The sequence below is a fragment of the Sulfitobacter sp. EE-36 genome (assembly GCF_000152605.1).
Taxonomy (GTDB): domain Bacteria; phylum Pseudomonadota; class Alphaproteobacteria; order Rhodobacterales; family Rhodobacteraceae; genus Sulfitobacter; species Sulfitobacter pontiacus.
The window spans coordinates 1,191,865-1,207,684 of the sequence record NZ_CH959310.1 but is presented as its reverse complement, the minus strand read 5'-3'; the positions used below and the strand labels follow the sequence as shown (position 1 = coordinate 1,207,684).

Below are 15,820 nucleotides of genomic sequence, written 5' to 3'. Positions count from 1 at the left end.
GACTTTGTGACAATGACGCTAAATAAATCGCAAACCACTGGGCGAATAAGGCGCGCTGATCATGACTATCTGGCATTGGGTGCGCCACGGCCCGACCCACGAGAAAAACTTTGTCGGCTGGCGCGATGTCCCTGCCGATCTTTCCGATGTCGCACAGCTCGGTCGGCTCAACGCGCATCTTCCGCAGAGGGCCGTGTTGGTATCCTCGGACCTTATCCGCGCTTCTGCCACCGCCGATACGCTGGCCTCTGCCAGCCGTCTGCGCCTGCCCCATGACCGCGACCTGCGCGAGCTTGATTTCGGGCTGTGGGACGGCATGCACGCCCGCGATGTATCGCAAAGCCACCCCGAGCTCAGCCGCGCCTATTGGACCAACCCGGGTGACATCGCCGCCCCCGAAGGCGAAAGCTGGAATGACGCGGCCCGCCGGATCAACGCCGCCGTTGACCGGATCACACAGGCCCATCCGAACACAGACATCATCGCCGTGGCGCATTTCGGCGTGATCCTGACACAGGTCCAACGCGCGCTTGGCGTGGATGCCCATGCCGCGATGGCACATAAGATCGACAACCTGTCGGTCACGGATATCCACATCACCCCGCAGGGGTGGGACATCGGCACGATCAACCATCAGGTCTGACGGCCCCGCCCCTACCTTCATTTTGCCAATTAAACTCAAATCCCGCGCTTTCCACGCCCGTTAACGCTTATTAAACACCCCCGCCCTACCCCTGAGGTATCGCAAGACATCAGGGGTAGAATGGTCGCACGGGCATATACGGTCGCATTCCAGGGCATCGACGCGCGCATCGTCGAGGTGCAGTGCGCGCTCTCCGCCGGTATGCCCGCCTTCTCAATCGTGGGCCTGCCCGACAAAGCGGTGTCGGAAGCGCGCGAAAGGGTCCGCGCCGCGCTTGGTGCGATGGCCATCGCCCTGCCTAGCAAACGGATCACGATCAACCTCAGCCCTGCCGACCTGCCCAAAGAAGGCAGCCATTTCGACCTGCCGATCGCGCTGGCCCTGCTGGGGGCGATCGATATCCTGCCGAATGATGTCATCCAAAGCACCGTCGCCTTGGGCGAACTGTCGCTGGACGGGAGCCTGATCCCCGTGATCGGCGCGCTGCCTGCGGCGATGGCTGCGGCGGAAAACGGGCGTAGCCTGCTTTGTCCCGCTGCCTCTGGTGCCGAAGCGGCATGGGTCGGCAATGCCCAGGTGATCGCGGCCCCCAGCCTCGGCGCGGTGGTGCGGCATTATACCGGCCAAACCCCGCTGCCGCCTGCCACACCGGGCGAAGTCTCGCAAAGCCCCAGCCAGCATGACCTGCGTGATGTCAAAGGTCAGGAACGCGCCAAACGCGCCTTGGAAATCGCGGCCGCGGGACGTCATCACCTGATGTTTGTCGGCACGCCCGGCTCGGGTAAATCCATGCTGGCGGCGCGTTTGCCCTCCATCCTCCCCCCGCTGACCCCACAAGAAGCGCTCAGCACCTCTATGATCCACTCGCTTGCCGGGCTTCTGGATGACGGTGGCATCTCTCGTCTGCGCCCGTTCCGCGAACCGCACCACACGGCGTCTATGGCGGCGATCATTGGCGGCGGGCGGCTGGCCAAACCGGGAGAGGTCAGCCTTGCCCATAACGGCGTGCTGTTCATGGATGAATTCCCCGAATTCCCGCGCACCGTGCTGGAAACCCTGCGCCAACCCGTTGAAACGGGCGAGGTGATGATCGCCCGCGCCAATGCACATGTGAAATACCCGTGCAAATTCATGCTTGTCGCCGCAGCCAACCCCTGCAAATGCGGCTACCTTAGCGATCCGTCCCGCGCATGCAGCAAAGCCCCCGCTTGCGGTGAGGATTATATGAACCGCGTCTCGGGCCCGCTGCGTGACCGCTTCGACCTGCGCATAGATGTGCCGCCCGTGGGCTATACCGACCTCGACCTGCCCCCCAGTGCGGAAGGCTCGGTGGAGGTCGCCCAAAGGGTGCAAGCCGCACGCCGCCGCCAGCACGACCGCTTTGCCGACCATCCCACAGCGGCTCTGAACGCAGATGCCGAAGGGGACCTGTTGGAACAGATCGCCGCCCCGGATACGGAGGCGCGGCAGCTGCTGTCCCGCGCGGCAGAGCGGTTTCACCTATCGGCGCGTGGGTATCACAGGGTATTGCGTGTGGCGCGCACCATCGCGGATCTGGACGGGGCCGGCGACGTGCGCAAACCGCATCTGGCCGAAGCGCTCAGCTTTCGGTTGCCGTCGGTGGCAGTTGCGTGATCCAGTGCGCCAATGCGTCCAGCGTGGCCTGCGCTTCGGGCAGGGTGTTGTGGAAGATCGGCCAGACGTGGGGCAGGTCATGCTCCTCTTCCAACGACGCGCTAACACCTTGATCCCGCAAATGCGCTGCCATCCGGCGCGCGTCATCGCGTAAAATCTCTGTGGACCCGACGGTGATCCAGACTGGCGGTGCCCCCGGATAGCTCGCAAGCAAGGGGCTTATATCGGGATCTCGGGGGTCGGCACCGGCCAGATACATCTCTGCCATAAGACCGGCCTGCGCGGCGGGCAATACGGCCTCTCGTGCCGCATTCTCGCGGAAGCTGGCCCCCTCGTGCAGAAAATCGGTCAGCGGTGAAAAGGCAAAAAGCGCGCGCGGCAGGGGGCCACTGCCCGCACAAAGCCGGCTAAGCAGATTGAAAGCCAGCGCGCCGCCCGCGCTATCGCCGCCCACAATGATATTCTGCGCCGACACACCACTGTCGAGCAGCGCCTGATAGGCCGCGGCGACATCTTCGATTGCGGCGGGAAACGGCGCTTCGGGGGCAAGACGGTAATAGGGCAACACCGCCACAGCCCCCAGACGCTGCGCCAAGGCCCCCAGCATCGCGCCGTGGGTATCGGGACTGCCGAACACGAAACCGCCCCCATGAATGTAAAAGATCACCAGATCAGAGCGTGTCTGCGCAGGGGTCACCCGCAGAACCTCGCCCGCGCCAACCAAGCGGCTTCTGGTGATCTGGGTGCCCCGAGGTGCCCGAAACAGCAGCCGCGCGGTTTTCGCGAAATCACGACGTATCTTATGCACATCACGCGTGCGCGCCAGCTTGCGCTTCTCTACCAAACGTAAATAGCCGTTCAGCAGAGGGCGCAGCAGGCTCATGCGCGCTTACGCTCGATCGCTTCCCATATCTTGGCCGCGATATTGGTGCCGTCGAAACGTTCCAGTTCTTGTATGCCGGTGGGGGAGGTCACGTTGATCTCTGTCAGATAGTCGCCAATGACATCGATGCCGACGAAAATCTGCCCTTTCTCGCGTAGCAACGGGCCGATGGCGGCGCAAATTTCAAGGTCACGCTCTGTCAGGCCGACCTTCTCGGGGCGGCCGCCCACATGCATGTTCGACCGGGTTTCCCCCTCTGCCGGGACGCGGTTGATGGCCCCGACGGGTTCGCCATCCACGAGAATCACCCGTTTATCGCCCTTGGACACAGCAGGCAGGAATTTCTGTACGATCAACGGCTCGCGCGAGAAACCGGTAAACAGTTCGTGCAAAGAGCTGAGGTTGCGATCATTCGTGTCCAGACGGAAGACACCCGCGCCCCCGTTCCCGTATAGCGGCTTGAGGATGACATCCTTATGTTTCGCCTTGAACGCTTTGATCGTGTCCAGATCACGGGCGATTGTGGTCGGCGGGGTCAGCTGCGGGAAATCGAGCACCAGCAGTTTTTCGGGGTAGTTCCGCACCCAGAACGGGTCATTCACCACCAGCGTTGTCTTTTTCAGACGGTCCAGCAAATGGGTCGAGGTGATGTAATGCATGTCGAACGGCGGATCCTGCCGCAGCCAGACAACGTCGAAATCCGCCAGATCAACCTCGCGTTCAGGCCCCAAGGTGGCGTGATCGCCCTGTACCCTCTGCACGGTCAGATCATGACCCCGTGCGGTTATGCGCCCCTCTTGATAGGCGAGGTGATCGGGGGTGTAGTAGAAAAGCGCGTGCCCGCGCGCCTGTGCTTCCTCGGCCAGGCGAAAGCTGCTGTCCGCGTTGATGTTCACGTCCCCGATCGGGTCCATCTGAAAGGCGATTTTCATAAGGGGTCTCCCTGTTGTTCCTTTCTAGATGGCGCAGCAGGGCGTGGGGTGCAATGGGTCAGTCGTGCCCGAAGGCGTTTTCAAGGATCCGCAGGTCACCGGTCTGATCGACCAACGCCACGTCAAACCGCACATCCGTTAGCGCGCCCTTGGGTTCGCCGCCAATGAATTCTTCGGCGGATCGATAGATACGGCGCATCTGTTTCCGGTTCAGACGCTGCAGGGCGCTGTCATGGCTTTTGCTTTTCTTCACTTCGACAAAGACGATCCCGTCGCCGTCGCGCATGATCAGATCAATTTCGCCTGCCTTACCGCGCCACCGTTCATGTGCCAGATCAAAGCCGCGGCGGCGGTAGTCATCCGAGACCTGCAGTTCAGCCGCACGACCTGCGTGATAGGAAACAGCCCCTTGAACGGATTTCGCCAATGTCGTCAGTGTGTCGGTCATCTTAGGTTTCTTTCCCCAGTTCCAATGCCGCCTGATACACCTGTCGCCTCGGCACATCATATGCCTGCGCCACCATATCGACGGCATCGCGCATCGAATTCGTTTCCAATGCGTTCGCAAGGTCAGAGGTTAGATCACTTTCGCTAACAGCCGGTAAACGCCCGCGATCAATCAGCACAACAATCTCGCCCTTCGGGGCTTTACCGCTGTAGTGTTCGGTCAATTCATCCAGGGTACCGCGCTGAATTTCCTCGAACTTCTTGGTCAGCTCGCGACAGACAGCCGCCGGACGTTCCCCGCCCAGCGCCTGTGCGGCATCGCGCAGCATCGCCCCCACCCGCTTGGGTGATTCGTAGAAAACCAGCGTGCCTTGCACCTCTTTCAACTTTTGCAGCGCCGTGAGCCGTGCGCCTTTCGCATTGGGCAGGAACCCTGCGAAAAAGAAGGCATCCGTCGGCAGCCCTGCCAAAGCCAGCGCGGTCAGCACCGCCGAGGGGCCCGGGGCGCAGGTCAGCATGAGCCCTGCCTCGCCCACACCGCGGGACAGTTCGAACCCCGGATCCGCGATCAGCGGCATGCCAGCCTCAGAGGCATAGGCGACGGATTGCCCATCGCGGATCGCGGCGACAAGCTTGTCCTGCACGCCACTACCCGAATGGTCGTGCAGCGCCACAATCTGCCGCCCGTTGAGAGGCACCCCATGGATATCCATCAACTTACGCAGGCTCCGCGTGTCCTCCGCCGCCAGCACATCAGCCGAGGCCAGCACGTCGAGCGCCCGCAAGGTTATGTCGCGGGCAGAGCCGATCGGCACCCCGACAAAGTAAAGCCCCGCCGCAAGGGGAATCTTTTGGTAATTCAAGCTGGACCCGCCTTTCGCACCCTCTATGATCAGTGCATATGTCCTCGGGGCCATCGCCGCCGACCTGCCACCAATGGAGTGACACTGTTATGATCGCTGTTTTCAACATCCTTCGCAAGCCACTGCGGCTTTTGATCCTGCCACTGATTGCATTGGCGCTTGCCGCCTGTGAACCTGTGGCGATGACCAATATGAACGGGTCCAAGGGCCCCAAAGTCGACTCGAGCAAACCTATTCCGGTGGCCTTGCTGATCCCGCGTGGCGGATCGGCGGCAGATAACCTGCTGGCGCAAGAGCTTGAGAACGCCGCGCGTCTGGCGATCCGCGATCTGGGCGGCGTGCAGATTGACCTGCGGGTCTATGGTACGGGCGGCAATGCTGGCACTGCGGGCACCGCGGCGGCGCAGGCCGTCACCGACGGGGCTCAGATCATTCTGGGGCCGCTTTATGGCGAGGCCGCAAATGCGGCGGGTAACGCGGTTGCCGCGCAGGGCGTGAATGTCCTGTCCTTCTCGAACAACCCCAGCATCGCGGGCGGCAATGTCTTTGTGCTGGGTCAGAACTTTAACGACACCTCCAACCGTCTGGTCCGCTACGCCAAGAGCAACGGAAAAGACAAGATCCTCGTACTGCACGGGCAGGATCTGGCCGGCCAGCTGGGCCGCGATGCCATCCTCAAGGCGATTGCCGCAAACGGGGCGACCTCTGCCGGTACGGTTGATTACGCGCTGAGCCAAGAAGCCGTAATGTCTGCCGTGCCGCGCGTGAAAGCTGCCGTAGAAAGCAACGGGGCGAATGCGGTCTTCCTGACGACATCCTCGGCCAGTGCGCTGCCGCTCTTCGCACAGATGCTGCCAGAGGCAGGGATCAGCGGTGCCACCACGCAGTACATCGGTCTGACCCGCTGGGACATCCCGCCCCAAACGCTGGCCCTGCCCGGCGTGCAAGGTGGCTGGTTCGCCCTGCCCGATCCCGGTGCGACAACCGCATTTTCGCAGCGCTATGCCGCAGCCTATGGCGACACACCGGGCCCGATCGCTGGTCTGGCCTTTGACGGGATCGCAGCCGTGGGGGCCTTGGCGAAATCCGGCAAATCCGACGCGTTGTCCGCGGCACGGCTGACCCAGGGCGCGGGCTTCCGCGGGGCGAGCGGCGTGTTCCGCCTCAAGGCCGACGGCACCGCCGAACGCGGCCTTGCCGTTGCCACGATCCGCAACCAGCAGGTCGTCATCATCAGCCCTGCCCCCCAAGCCTTTGGCGGGGCTGGTTTCTAAGGGACCGCCTTTTGTGAAACCCCTTGTTGCACCAGCAGAATCAGGTGAGGCCACCGCGCGTCACCTGATCAGCACCCCCAAACGCATCTTTGACGAAGCGGCTGTTTCCGCCGCGCTCAAGGACGTGCTGGACGGTTTGACCGATCCGGCAGAGATTCAGGCCGCCGCTGTCGCCGTTCTGCAAGACGCGCAAAAGAACGGGCGTGCCGAAATCGCCCGCGCCTTTGCGGCGTCACCCTTCAACGCGCGCCCCATGACGTCGGCCTATTGCTACCTCACCGATCAGCTTGTCCGCACGACCCTGCAGATCGCCGGACAACGGCTCCACCCGGTTGAAACGCTTGGCCCGAACGACCGGCTCGCCGTGATCGGCGTCGGCGGGTATGGCCGCGGAGAGATGGCCCCCTATTCCGATGTGGACCTGCTGTTCCTCATCCCCCAAACGCCCAGCCAGCGCACTGAAAACCTGATCGAATCCATGCTCTACATGCTATGGGATCTCAAGTTGAAGGTCGGCCATTCCACCCGCACCATCCGCGACTGCGTGACCCTTGGTCGCGAGGATTTTACGATCCAGACAGCCCTGCTGGAGCACCGCTTTATCGCCGCGGATGTGGCGTTGGCGCAGGATCTGGATGAAACGCTCAAGACTGATCTATTTGCAGGCACCGGTCGCAGCTTTATCGAAGCCAAGCTGGAGGAACGCGACGCGCGGCACCGCAAGCAGGGTCTACGGTATGTTGTGGAACCCAATGTCAAAGAGGCCAAGGGCGGCTTGCGCGATCTGCAATCGTTGTTCTGGATCGCCAAACATATCTACAGCGTCGAACATGCCGCCGATCTTGTCGACCGCGGCGTGTTTCTGGAGGAAGAATTCAAGACCTTCGTCGCGGCCGAGAATTTTCTTTGGGCGGTACGCGGGCACCTGCACCTCATTTCAGGACGCGCGACCGAACAGTTGACCTTTGACATGCAGGTCGCCGTGGCCGAGGCGATGGGATACCGCGACACGCGGGGCCGCCGCGGGGTCGAGGTGTTCATGCAGGCCTATTTCCGCCACGCCACCGAAGTGGGCGAGCTGACGCGCATCTTCCTCACCAAGCTCGAAGCCTTGCACGTCAAGGCGGAACCCCTACTCGAACGCATCTTTCGCCGTCGCCCCAAGCTGCGGGACGGCTATGAGGTCGTGGGCGGGCGGCTGGCGGTCACCGATGGCAAGGCGTTTATCAGCGACAAGCTGAACCTGCTGCGCATCTTCGAAGAGGCATTGCGCACCGGCATGTTGATCCACCCCGATGCGATGCGTCTGGTCAAAGCGAACCTCGCCCTGATCGACGACGACATGCGCAACACGCCCGAAGCGCGGCGGATCTTCCTTGATCTGATGCTGAAACACGGCAACCCCGAACGCGGCCTGCGCCGGATGAATGAACTGGGCGTGCTGTCGGCCTTCATCCCCGAGTTTGAGCCCATCGTGGCGATGATGCAGTTCAACATGTATCACAGCTACACGGTGGACGAGCACACGATCCAGTGCATCACAAACCTTGCCCTGATCGAGAAAGGCGAGCTGGAAGAAGACCTGCCGGTCGCCTCGTCGATCCTGCAACGTGGGGTGAACCGCAAGGTGCTATATGTGGCTCTCTTGCTGCATGATATCGCCAAGGGCCGCCCCGAAGACCATTCGATCCTCGGAGCCCAAATGGCCCGCAAGATCGCGCCCCGTCTGGGCCTCAACAAGGCCGAGGTCGACACGGTCGAATGGCTGGTCCGCTACCACCTGCTGATGTCGGACATGGCGCAAAAACGCGATATTTCCGATCCGCGCACCGTGCGGGACTTTGCCAAGGCGGTGCAGACCGTCAAGCGGCTTGATCTGCTGTGTGTGCTGACCGTCTGCGATATCCGCGGCGTCGGCCCGAACACATGGAACAACTGGAAAGCCGTGCTGATCCGCGGGCTCTACCGGCAAACCAAACGCGCGCTTGAAACCGGGCTCGAAGACCTCAACCGCGAGAACCGCGGCGCGGGGGCCAAAAAGGCCCTGCGTGCGGCCCTTGCCCATTGGCCGCGCAAGGATCTTCAGGCCGAAACCGCACGCCACTACCCGCCCTATTGGCAGGGGCTTCATACGGCATCGCAGGTGGTATTCGCCGAACAGCTCCGCGATATTCAGGACGGTGAAATCCGCATTGACCTGCACCCTGACGATAACCGCGACGCCACCCGCGCCTGCTTTGTCATGGCAGACCACCCGGGCATCTTTGCACGGCTCGCCGGTGCGCTGGCGCTGGTCGGGGCCAATGTCGTCGATGCCCGCAGCTATACTACCAAGGATGGCTGGGTGACTGATGCGTTCTGGATTCAGGACGCCGAGGGCAACCCCTACGACGTCTCGCGCCTGCCACGGCTGCGGCAGATGATCTCCAAGACGCTCAAGGGTGAAATTCTGGCCCGCGATGCGCTGAAATCCCGCGACAAGGTGAAAAAGCGCGAGAAAGTGTTCAAGGTGCCCACGCATATCACCTTTGATAACGAAGGCTCCGAAATCTACACGATTATCGAGGTGGATACCCGCGACCGCCCCGGCCTGCTCTATGACCTCACGCGGTCGCTGTCTGAATCCAACGTCTATATCGCCAATGCGGTGATCGCGACCTATGGCGAACAGGTGGTCGATACCTTCTACGTCAAGGATATGTTCGGGCTGAAATACTATACCGAAAGCAAACAAAAGACGCTCGAGAAACGGTTGCGTGCGGCGATCATCGACGGTGTTGCACGGGCACAGGACTGACATCGGCGCTTTCGCGCGGGCATGACGGCTGTGTTCGCATTTCCCTGATTGCGCAGTGCGGCGCCAACGGCTAGGCCATTTGCACCGCAGTTACGGGGCAGCACCACCATGAAACCTATCCGCCTTATGTCCGGCTTCTTCACCGTCGGGATCTGGACCCTCCTCAGCAGGGTCATGGGGTTCGTGCGTGATGTGATGATCGCGGGCTACCTTGGCTCCGGCCCCGCAGCCGAAGCGTTCCTGGTCGCCTTTTCCCTGCCCAACATGTTCCGCCGCTTCTTTGCCGAGGGGGCGTTCAACATGGCCTTTGTGCCGATGTTCTCGAAAAAGCTCGAAAGCGGCGATGATCCGGAAAAATTCGCGCAGGATGCTTTTGTCGGTATGGCGTTCATCCTGACGCTGTTCACCATCATCGGGATCGTCGCGATGCCGGGGCTGGTGCTGCTGATGGCCTCGGGCTTTGCGGGGGACGAACGGTTCGATCTGGCGGTCGAATACGGGCGGCTGGCCTTCCCCTATATTCTGTTCATCTCCCTCGCCGCCCTTGTATCGGGCGTGCTGAACGCCACGGGCCGCTTCATGGCGGCGGCGGCAGCCCCTGTGGTGCTGAACGTCATCTTCATCCTCGCCGTCCTGATCGGGGCCGCCCTTGGCCGCGACGGATCAGAGGCGATCGGCATGGGCATCGACAAGGCGCTTGGCCTGCAGATCGGCGACACGCTGGCGCTGTCTGTCCCGCTGGCGGGGATCGCGCAACTGGCGCTGGTCTGGTGGGCCGCGAAACGCGCAGGCTTCACACTGACCTTCGGCCGTCGCCCCCGCCTGACGCCCGAGCTGAAACGCCTCGCCATCATCGCCGCCCCTGCGGCCCTGGCGGGCGGGGTCATGCAGATCAACCTGCTGGTCGGCCGTCAGGTCGCCAGCTTCTACGAAGGGGCTGTGGCATGGCTCAATTACGCAGACCGCCTCTACCAACTGCCCTTGGGCGTGGTGGGGATCGCGATTGGCGTGGTGCTGCTGCCCGACCTGTCACGACGGCTCAAGGCTGGAGACGAACAGGGATCGCACACCCAGATCAGCCGCGCCGCCGAGGTGTCGCTGGCGCTGACCATCCCTTCGGCGGTTGCGTTGATGGTGATCCCCTTCACATTGGCCACGGTGCTGTTCCAACGCGGGGCCACAACCACAGATGACGCCGCGGCCATCGCCATTGCGGTGGCGATCTACGGGCTCGGCCTGCCGGCCTTCGTGCTGCAAAAGATCCTGCAACCGCTTTACTACGCGCGTGAAGACACCCGCCGCCCGTTCTACTTTGCCGTGGTCGCAATGGTGGTGAACGTGGTACTGGCCGTCGGCCTCAGCCCCGTGATCGGCTGGATTGCCCCTGCCATCGCGACGACACTGGCGGGATGGGCGATGTTTGCCTTGCTGGCCTATGGCGCACGTGGCTTCGGGTTGGCCGCGAAATTCGATGCGCGTTTTCACAAACGCATCTGGCGCATCATGGCGGCGGCGGCGGTCATGGGCGGAGCGCTCTGGATCGGCAACCTGGCCCTGCAACCCCTGCTCGCCGAAGCCTGGTGGCGCGGGGTCGCCCTGGTGATCCTCACTGCCCTGGCGGCCGTCAGCTACTTCGGCACCGGCCAGCTCATCGGTGCGTTCAAACTGGCCGAATTCAAACGCGCCCTAAAACGCAGCTAACCCGACCCGCTTCCAAATGGCATTAAATCCCGGGGGTCAGGGGGCTGGCCCCCTGCCTGTCACGCCTGCCTGTCCCGCCTGCAAGCCTCACCGATGCCGAATACGCTCCCGCAGCCTGCCCCATTCGCCCGGCGCAAAAACAAAGCTCAGCGCGAAACCACAGGCAAAGCCCAAAAGCTCCGCCACCCACTGGGTGCCCGCGTCAAAGAACACGCCCCAGATCAGCTGCAACCCCATCAGCACGGCAATCAGGGAAAACGCGCGGTACTGCTGTTCCCCTTGCACCGCCAGCTTGCGCCACATGACAAAGGAATAGCCGCCGATCAGCCCATAAACTGACGGGTAGGCACCGACCAGCCAGACCGGATCATCCAGCACCAGCGCATAGACCACCGCCCCGAAAATGCCCGACACAAAGAAGATCGCCAGAAACGCCACCTGCCCCATCGCCTCCGCCACCATCTTGCCAAGCGCCAGCAACAGCACGCAGGCAAAGATCGCATGGGTGAACCCCAGATGGATGAAACTATAGCTTACCACCCGCGACAGGTCGCGCAGGGGGAACTGCATGTTGGCGACCATCCAGTCGAAGACATCGCCCGAAAACCCGAAGTCGCGGATCAAGGCCAGACGCCAGCCCACAGCTGCAGGGCCGCCGATGATCCCGGCCTCGGCCAGCGACAGCACGACCTCTATCCCCGCAAGCGCCAGAAAAAGCAGCGTCACGGTTGCGGGCATCGGGTTCACGGGGGGGTGAAAATCTGGGTCTTCCATAGGGCCTCCTTGACGGGCATGGTGCGCATGGGTAAGCCCATCTGGCCGTAGTTTCCAGCCTTATCGGAGCATCCAATGACCGACACCTCTTTCACCCCGCGTGTGTTTTCCGGCATCCAGCCGTCGGGCGATTTGCATCTTGGAAACTACCTAGGCGCGCTCAAACGTTTCGCCGATGCGCAGGACAAGGGGGTGCAGTCGATCTACTGCATGGTCGATCTGCACGCGATCACCGTCTGGCAGGACCCTGCGGACCTCAAGCGCAGCACGCGCGAGCTTTGTGCCGGTTTCATCGCGTCGGGCATCGACCCCGATAAATCCATCCTGATCAACCAAAGCCAGGTGCCCGAACACGCGCAACTGGCCTGGGTCTTCAACTGCGTGGCGCGCATGGGCTGGATGGGCCGCATGACCCAGTGGAAGGACAAGGCCGGCAAGAACGCCGAAGCTGCCTCGCTGGGGCTCTTTGCCTATCCCGCGCTGATGGCCGCCGACATCCTGATCTATCACGCGACCCATGTGCCCGTGGGCGAGGACCAGAAACAGCACCTTGAACTGACGCGCGACATCGCGGCCAAGTTCAACCATGACTACGGCGTCGATTTCTTCCCGTTGACCGAACCGGTGATCGAAGGGGCTGCGACCCGCGTCATGTCCCTGCGCGACGGGTCCAAGAAGATGTCGAAATCCGACCCTTCCGATGCCAGCCGTATCAACCTGACCGACGATGCCGACACCATCGCCAAGAAAATCCGCAAGGCCAAGACCGACGCCGATGCGCTCCCCTCCGAAGTGGACGGCCTCAAGGACCGGCCAGAGGCGCGCAATCTGGTCAATATCTTCGCCGCGCTGAACGACCAGACCGTTGAACAGGTTCTTGCCGATGTGGGCGGCCAGCAGTTCGGCACCTTCAAACCCAAACTGGCTGAACTCGCCGTCGCCAAAATGGCCCCGATCAGCACCCGCATGGCAGAGCTGATGGCCGACGAAGCAGAGATCGACCGCATTCTGGCCCACGGTGCCACCCAAGCGCGCGAGATCACCGCGCCGATCCTCAAGAAAACCTACGAGATTGTGGGCATGGTGGGCTAAACCAGCCCGCCCCTTCACCCTTTCCCAAATACTCACTCCACAGGTCCCCCCGCAGCACCACGGCTGCGGGCCTTGCCCCCATGGACAATCCTTTAGCGTTTTGCCAGCCTTCGCCCGAACCACGAAGGGGATAGACGATGACCACCGGTTTTTTCATGGATGAACGCTGCTTTTGGCACGCAGGTGGCAACTATGCCTTTACCATGCCCGTGGGCGGCTTGGTGCAGCCGCTGGCCGCGGGCGGCCTGCCGGAAAACCCCGAGACCAAACGCCGCCTGCGCAATCTGATGGAGGTCACCGGCCTGATGGCTGAACTCGACGTGCGCAGCGCGGCACCTGCATCGCGCGAGGATCTGCTGCGGGTCCATCCGGCTGCCTATCTCGACGACTTTAAGCGCCTTTCCGACGCGGGCGGTGGAGAGCTGGGGTTGCGCACCCCCTTCGCCGCGGGCGGGTTCGAGATTGCGGCGCTGTCCGCGGGTCTCTCCCTCGCCGCGGTAGAGGCCGTTGCCAAAGGTGACCTCGACAATGCCTATGCGCTCAGCCGTCCACCGGGGCACCATGCGCTGCCTGATTTTCCCAACGGCTTCTGCCTGCTCGCCAATATCGCCATCGCGATCGAGGCAGCAAAGGCCAAGGGGCTGGTGCGCCGCGTTGCCGTGCTGGACTGGGATGTGCACCACGGCAATGGCACCGAGGCGATCTTTTATGACCGCGACGACGTGCTGACGATCTCGCTCCATCAAGAAGGGAATTACCCGCTTGATACCGGTGCGCTGGCGGATCGGGGGAACGGTGCGGGAGCCGGTTACAATATCAACCTGCCGATGCACGCGGGGTCGGGGCATACGGCCTATCTGCATGCGCTCGATCGCGTCGTGCTCCCCGCGCTCGACACGTATCAACCCGACATGATCATCGTCGCCTGCGGTTTCGATGCCTCTATCGTGGACCCGCTGGCGCGCATGCAGGCCACAGCGGAAACCTTTGCCGAGATGACACAGCGGATCAAAGCCGTGGCGCAAAAACTTTGCGGCGGCAAGCTGGTGCTCGTCCATGAAGGCGGCTATTCAGAGGCCTATGTTCCCTTCTGTGGCCACGCCACCATCGCAGCCCTCGCAGACAGTGACATCACAGCGCCAGATCCCCATGCGAAGAACTTTCGCATCCGCCAGCCAAGCCCCGCATTCGACGCTTTCCTGCGCGCGTCCATTGACGACATGGCGCAAGAGCTGAACCTATAAGAGAGACCCCGATGCCGACACCCAATCCCGACGCGCTGCATTTCCTGCAAACCCGCCGTTCGCGCCCTGCCAAGACCCTGACCACACCGGTCCCCGACCGCGACACGCTGACCGAGCTGTTGACCGTGGCCTCGCGCGCACCGGATCACGGGATGCTGGAGCCGTGGCGGTTTATCGTGATCGAAAAGCCCGCGATGGCGCGTCTGGCCGACATCGCCGAGGCACGCGGCACCGCACTGGCGCTCGACCCCGAGCAGATCCAGAAGGGCCGCGGGCAATTTGATCAGAGCGATCTGGCGGTTGTGGTGGTCGAGGTGCAGAAACCCTCGCCCAAGATCCCGCCCTTGGAACAGACCTATGCCGTGGGCGGGGTCTGCCTGTCGCTGGTCAATGCCGCGCTCGCCTCTGGCTGGGGCGCGAACTGGCTAAGCGGTTGGGTCAGCCACGACCGCGCCTTCATGACCGAGGCTTTCGACCTCGCGGAGCATGAACGCATCGCCGGCATCATCCATATCGGCACCGAAACCTCCGCCCCGCCAGAGCGCGGGCGCCCCGACATCACGGCGATCACCACATGGCAATAGCACAGATTTTTCGCGCCTTCGGGCTGGCCGTTGGACAGGTCGGCGATCCAAGCTTTCGCCGCGTGCTGCTGCTGGGTGTCGGCTTGGCGTTGCTGCTGCTGGTCGGCGCCTCGGCGGGCTTTGTCTGGCTGATCGACTGGCTGACCGGAGAGGACAACTGGCTGCCCGTTCTGGGCGAGGTTTCGTGGCTGGACGATTTGTTCAGCTGGGGGGCAGCGCTGCTGTTGATGGTGCTGTCGGTGTTCTTGATGGTGCCCGTCGCCTCGGCCATCACGTCGATGTTTCTGGATGATGTGGCCGACGCGGTAGAGGCCGAACACTACCCCCATCTGCCCCCCGCCACCCCCGTGCCCTTTGGCGATGCGCTGCGCGATACGGTGAACTTCATGGGGGTGCTGATCGGCGTGAACGTCGTGGCGTTGGTGCTGTACCTGATGTTCGCCCCCTTCGCGCCCCTGATCTTCTGGAGCGTGAACGGTTTCTTGTTGGGGCGCGAGTATTTCACCCTTGCCGCGATCCGGCGGGTGGGCCGGACCGAGGCAAAGCGTCTGCGCGGGAAACATGGCCTTACAATCTGGGCCGCCGGCGTGTTGATGGCGATTCCCTTGTCGGTGCCGCTGCTGAATCTGGTGATTCCGATCCTAGGGGCGGCGACCTTTACCCATTTGTTCCACCAATTGGTGTCGGTGCCCCGTGGAGCCACTGCTCCACATCCGCCACGGTGAACCAGCCCGACAGGATGATCCCCGCGATGATCGCCCATAGCACGATCGACACAGCGGTCGTCCACAGCGCTTTCTTTTTAAGATGGTGATGTTCGGGGGCCCCCGCGTGGGTGCCCTCGACGATCTGGCCCAGATCCCCCTGGGTCTGCACCCGTACTGGCAGCAGGATCATGAATACCATCGACCAGATCACGGTGAACAGAACGATACCTGACATGACGGCCAT

The 15,820-nt window shown here is 62.5% G+C and carries 15 protein-coding genes; 9 read left to right on the top strand and 6 right to left on the bottom strand.

Going from position 1 to position 15,820, the window contains the following annotated elements:
• The first annotated feature begins 61 nt into the window (after positions 1 to 61).
• Together EE36_RS08420 and EE36_RS08415 are read left to right on the top strand one after the other, a co-directional pair.
• Complete coding sequence (locus EE36_RS08420; protein WP_005851284.1) at positions 62 to 643, top strand: histidine phosphatase family protein; 582 nt, start codon at positions 62 to 64, stop codon at positions 641 to 643.
• Positions 644 to 763: 120 nt separating this feature from the next.
• Positions 764 to 2,278 (top strand): YifB family Mg chelatase-like AAA ATPase, encoded by a 1,515-nt coding sequence (locus EE36_RS08415; RefSeq protein WP_005851282.1) that lies wholly within the window; start codon positions 764 to 766, stop codon positions 2,276 to 2,278.
• Here EE36_RS08415 and EE36_RS08410 read toward each other — a convergent pair.
• Genes EE36_RS08410 through rsmI form a run of 4 tightly spaced genes read right to left on the bottom strand, consistent with a single transcriptional unit; the run spans position 2,244 to position 5,403 of the window.
• Positions 2,244 to 3,161, bottom strand: coding sequence for an alpha/beta hydrolase (locus EE36_RS08410; RefSeq protein WP_005851280.1), 918 nt, complete (start codon positions 3,159 to 3,161; stop codon positions 2,244 to 2,246). The two genes, EE36_RS08415 and EE36_RS08410, sit on opposite strands and share 35 nt — an antisense overlap.
• A complete protein-coding gene (gene gshB / locus EE36_RS08405) occupies positions 3,158 to 4,093 on the bottom strand; it encodes a glutathione synthase (protein ID WP_005851278.1) in 936 nt (311 codons plus the stop codon). Before gshB ends, EE36_RS08410 begins: the two co-directional genes overlap by 4 nt.
• 58 nt (positions 4,094 to 4,151) lie before the next feature.
• A complete protein-coding gene (locus EE36_RS08400) occupies positions 4,152 to 4,541 on the bottom strand; it encodes a YraN family protein (RefSeq protein WP_005851276.1) in 390 nt (129 codons plus the stop codon).
• A gap of 1 nt (position 4,542) precedes the next feature.
• The gene (rsmI, locus tag EE36_RS08395) at positions 4,543 to 5,403 is read right to left on the bottom strand and encodes a 16S rRNA (cytidine(1402)-2'-O)-methyltransferase (protein ID WP_005851274.1); all 861 of its coding nucleotides are present in this window, start codon (positions 5,401 to 5,403) and stop codon (positions 4,543 to 4,545) included.
• Between the two features lie 89 nt (positions 5,404 to 5,492).
• On the opposite strand from rsmI, the gene EE36_RS08390 reads away from it, so the two are divergent.
• The 3 genes from EE36_RS08390 (at position 5,493) to murJ (ending at position 11,175) form a co-directional block, all read left to right on the top strand.
• Positions 5,493 to 6,677, top strand: a complete 1,185-nt coding sequence (locus tag EE36_RS08390) for a penicillin-binding protein activator (protein WP_005851273.1) — start codon at positions 5,493 to 5,495, stop codon at positions 6,675 to 6,677.
• A gap of 13 nt (positions 6,678 to 6,690) precedes the next feature.
• A complete protein-coding gene (locus EE36_RS08385; protein WP_005851271.1) occupies positions 6,691 to 9,474 on the top strand; it encodes a [protein-PII] uridylyltransferase in 2,784 nt (927 codons plus the stop codon).
• Positions 9,475 to 9,582: 108 nt separating this feature from the next.
• Positions 9,583 to 11,175 (top strand): murein biosynthesis integral membrane protein MurJ, encoded by a 1,593-nt coding sequence (murJ, locus tag EE36_RS08380; protein WP_005851269.1) that lies wholly within the window; start codon positions 9,583 to 9,585, stop codon positions 11,173 to 11,175.
• 87 nt (positions 11,176 to 11,262) lie between these two features.
• Here murJ and EE36_RS08375 read toward each other — a convergent pair whose 3' ends face one another.
• Positions 11,263 to 11,949, bottom strand: coding sequence for a rhomboid family intramembrane serine protease (locus EE36_RS08375; protein ID WP_005851267.1), 687 nt, complete (start codon positions 11,947 to 11,949; stop codon positions 11,263 to 11,265).
• Positions 11,950 to 12,024: 75 nt separating this feature from the next.
• Between EE36_RS08375 and trpS the strand changes: the two genes are divergently transcribed.
• From trpS to EE36_RS08355, 4 genes are all read left to right on the top strand, one after another.
• Complete coding sequence (trpS, locus tag EE36_RS08370; protein WP_005851266.1) at positions 12,025 to 13,041, top strand: tryptophan--tRNA ligase; 1,017 nt, start codon at positions 12,025 to 12,027, stop codon at positions 13,039 to 13,041.
• 137 nt (positions 13,042 to 13,178) lie between these two features.
• Positions 13,179 to 14,285 (top strand): class II histone deacetylase, encoded by a 1,107-nt coding sequence (locus tag EE36_RS08365; protein ID WP_005851264.1) that lies wholly within the window; start codon positions 13,179 to 13,181, stop codon positions 14,283 to 14,285.
• Positions 14,286 to 14,296: 11 nt separating this feature from the next.
• Complete coding sequence (locus EE36_RS08360; protein WP_005851262.1) at positions 14,297 to 14,869, top strand: nitroreductase; 573 nt, start codon at positions 14,297 to 14,299, stop codon at positions 14,867 to 14,869.
• Positions 14,860 to 15,594, top strand: a complete 735-nt coding sequence (locus EE36_RS08355; protein WP_005851261.1) for an EI24 domain-containing protein — start codon at positions 14,860 to 14,862, stop codon at positions 15,592 to 15,594. The genes EE36_RS08360 and EE36_RS08355 overlap by 10 nt, the downstream gene beginning before the upstream one ends.
• Here EE36_RS08355 and EE36_RS08350 read toward each other — a convergent pair.
• Positions 15,527 to 15,820, bottom strand: coding sequence for a DUF1467 family protein (locus EE36_RS08350; RefSeq protein ID WP_005851259.1), 294 nt, complete (start codon positions 15,818 to 15,820; stop codon positions 15,527 to 15,529). The two genes, EE36_RS08355 and EE36_RS08350, sit on opposite strands and share 68 nt — an antisense overlap.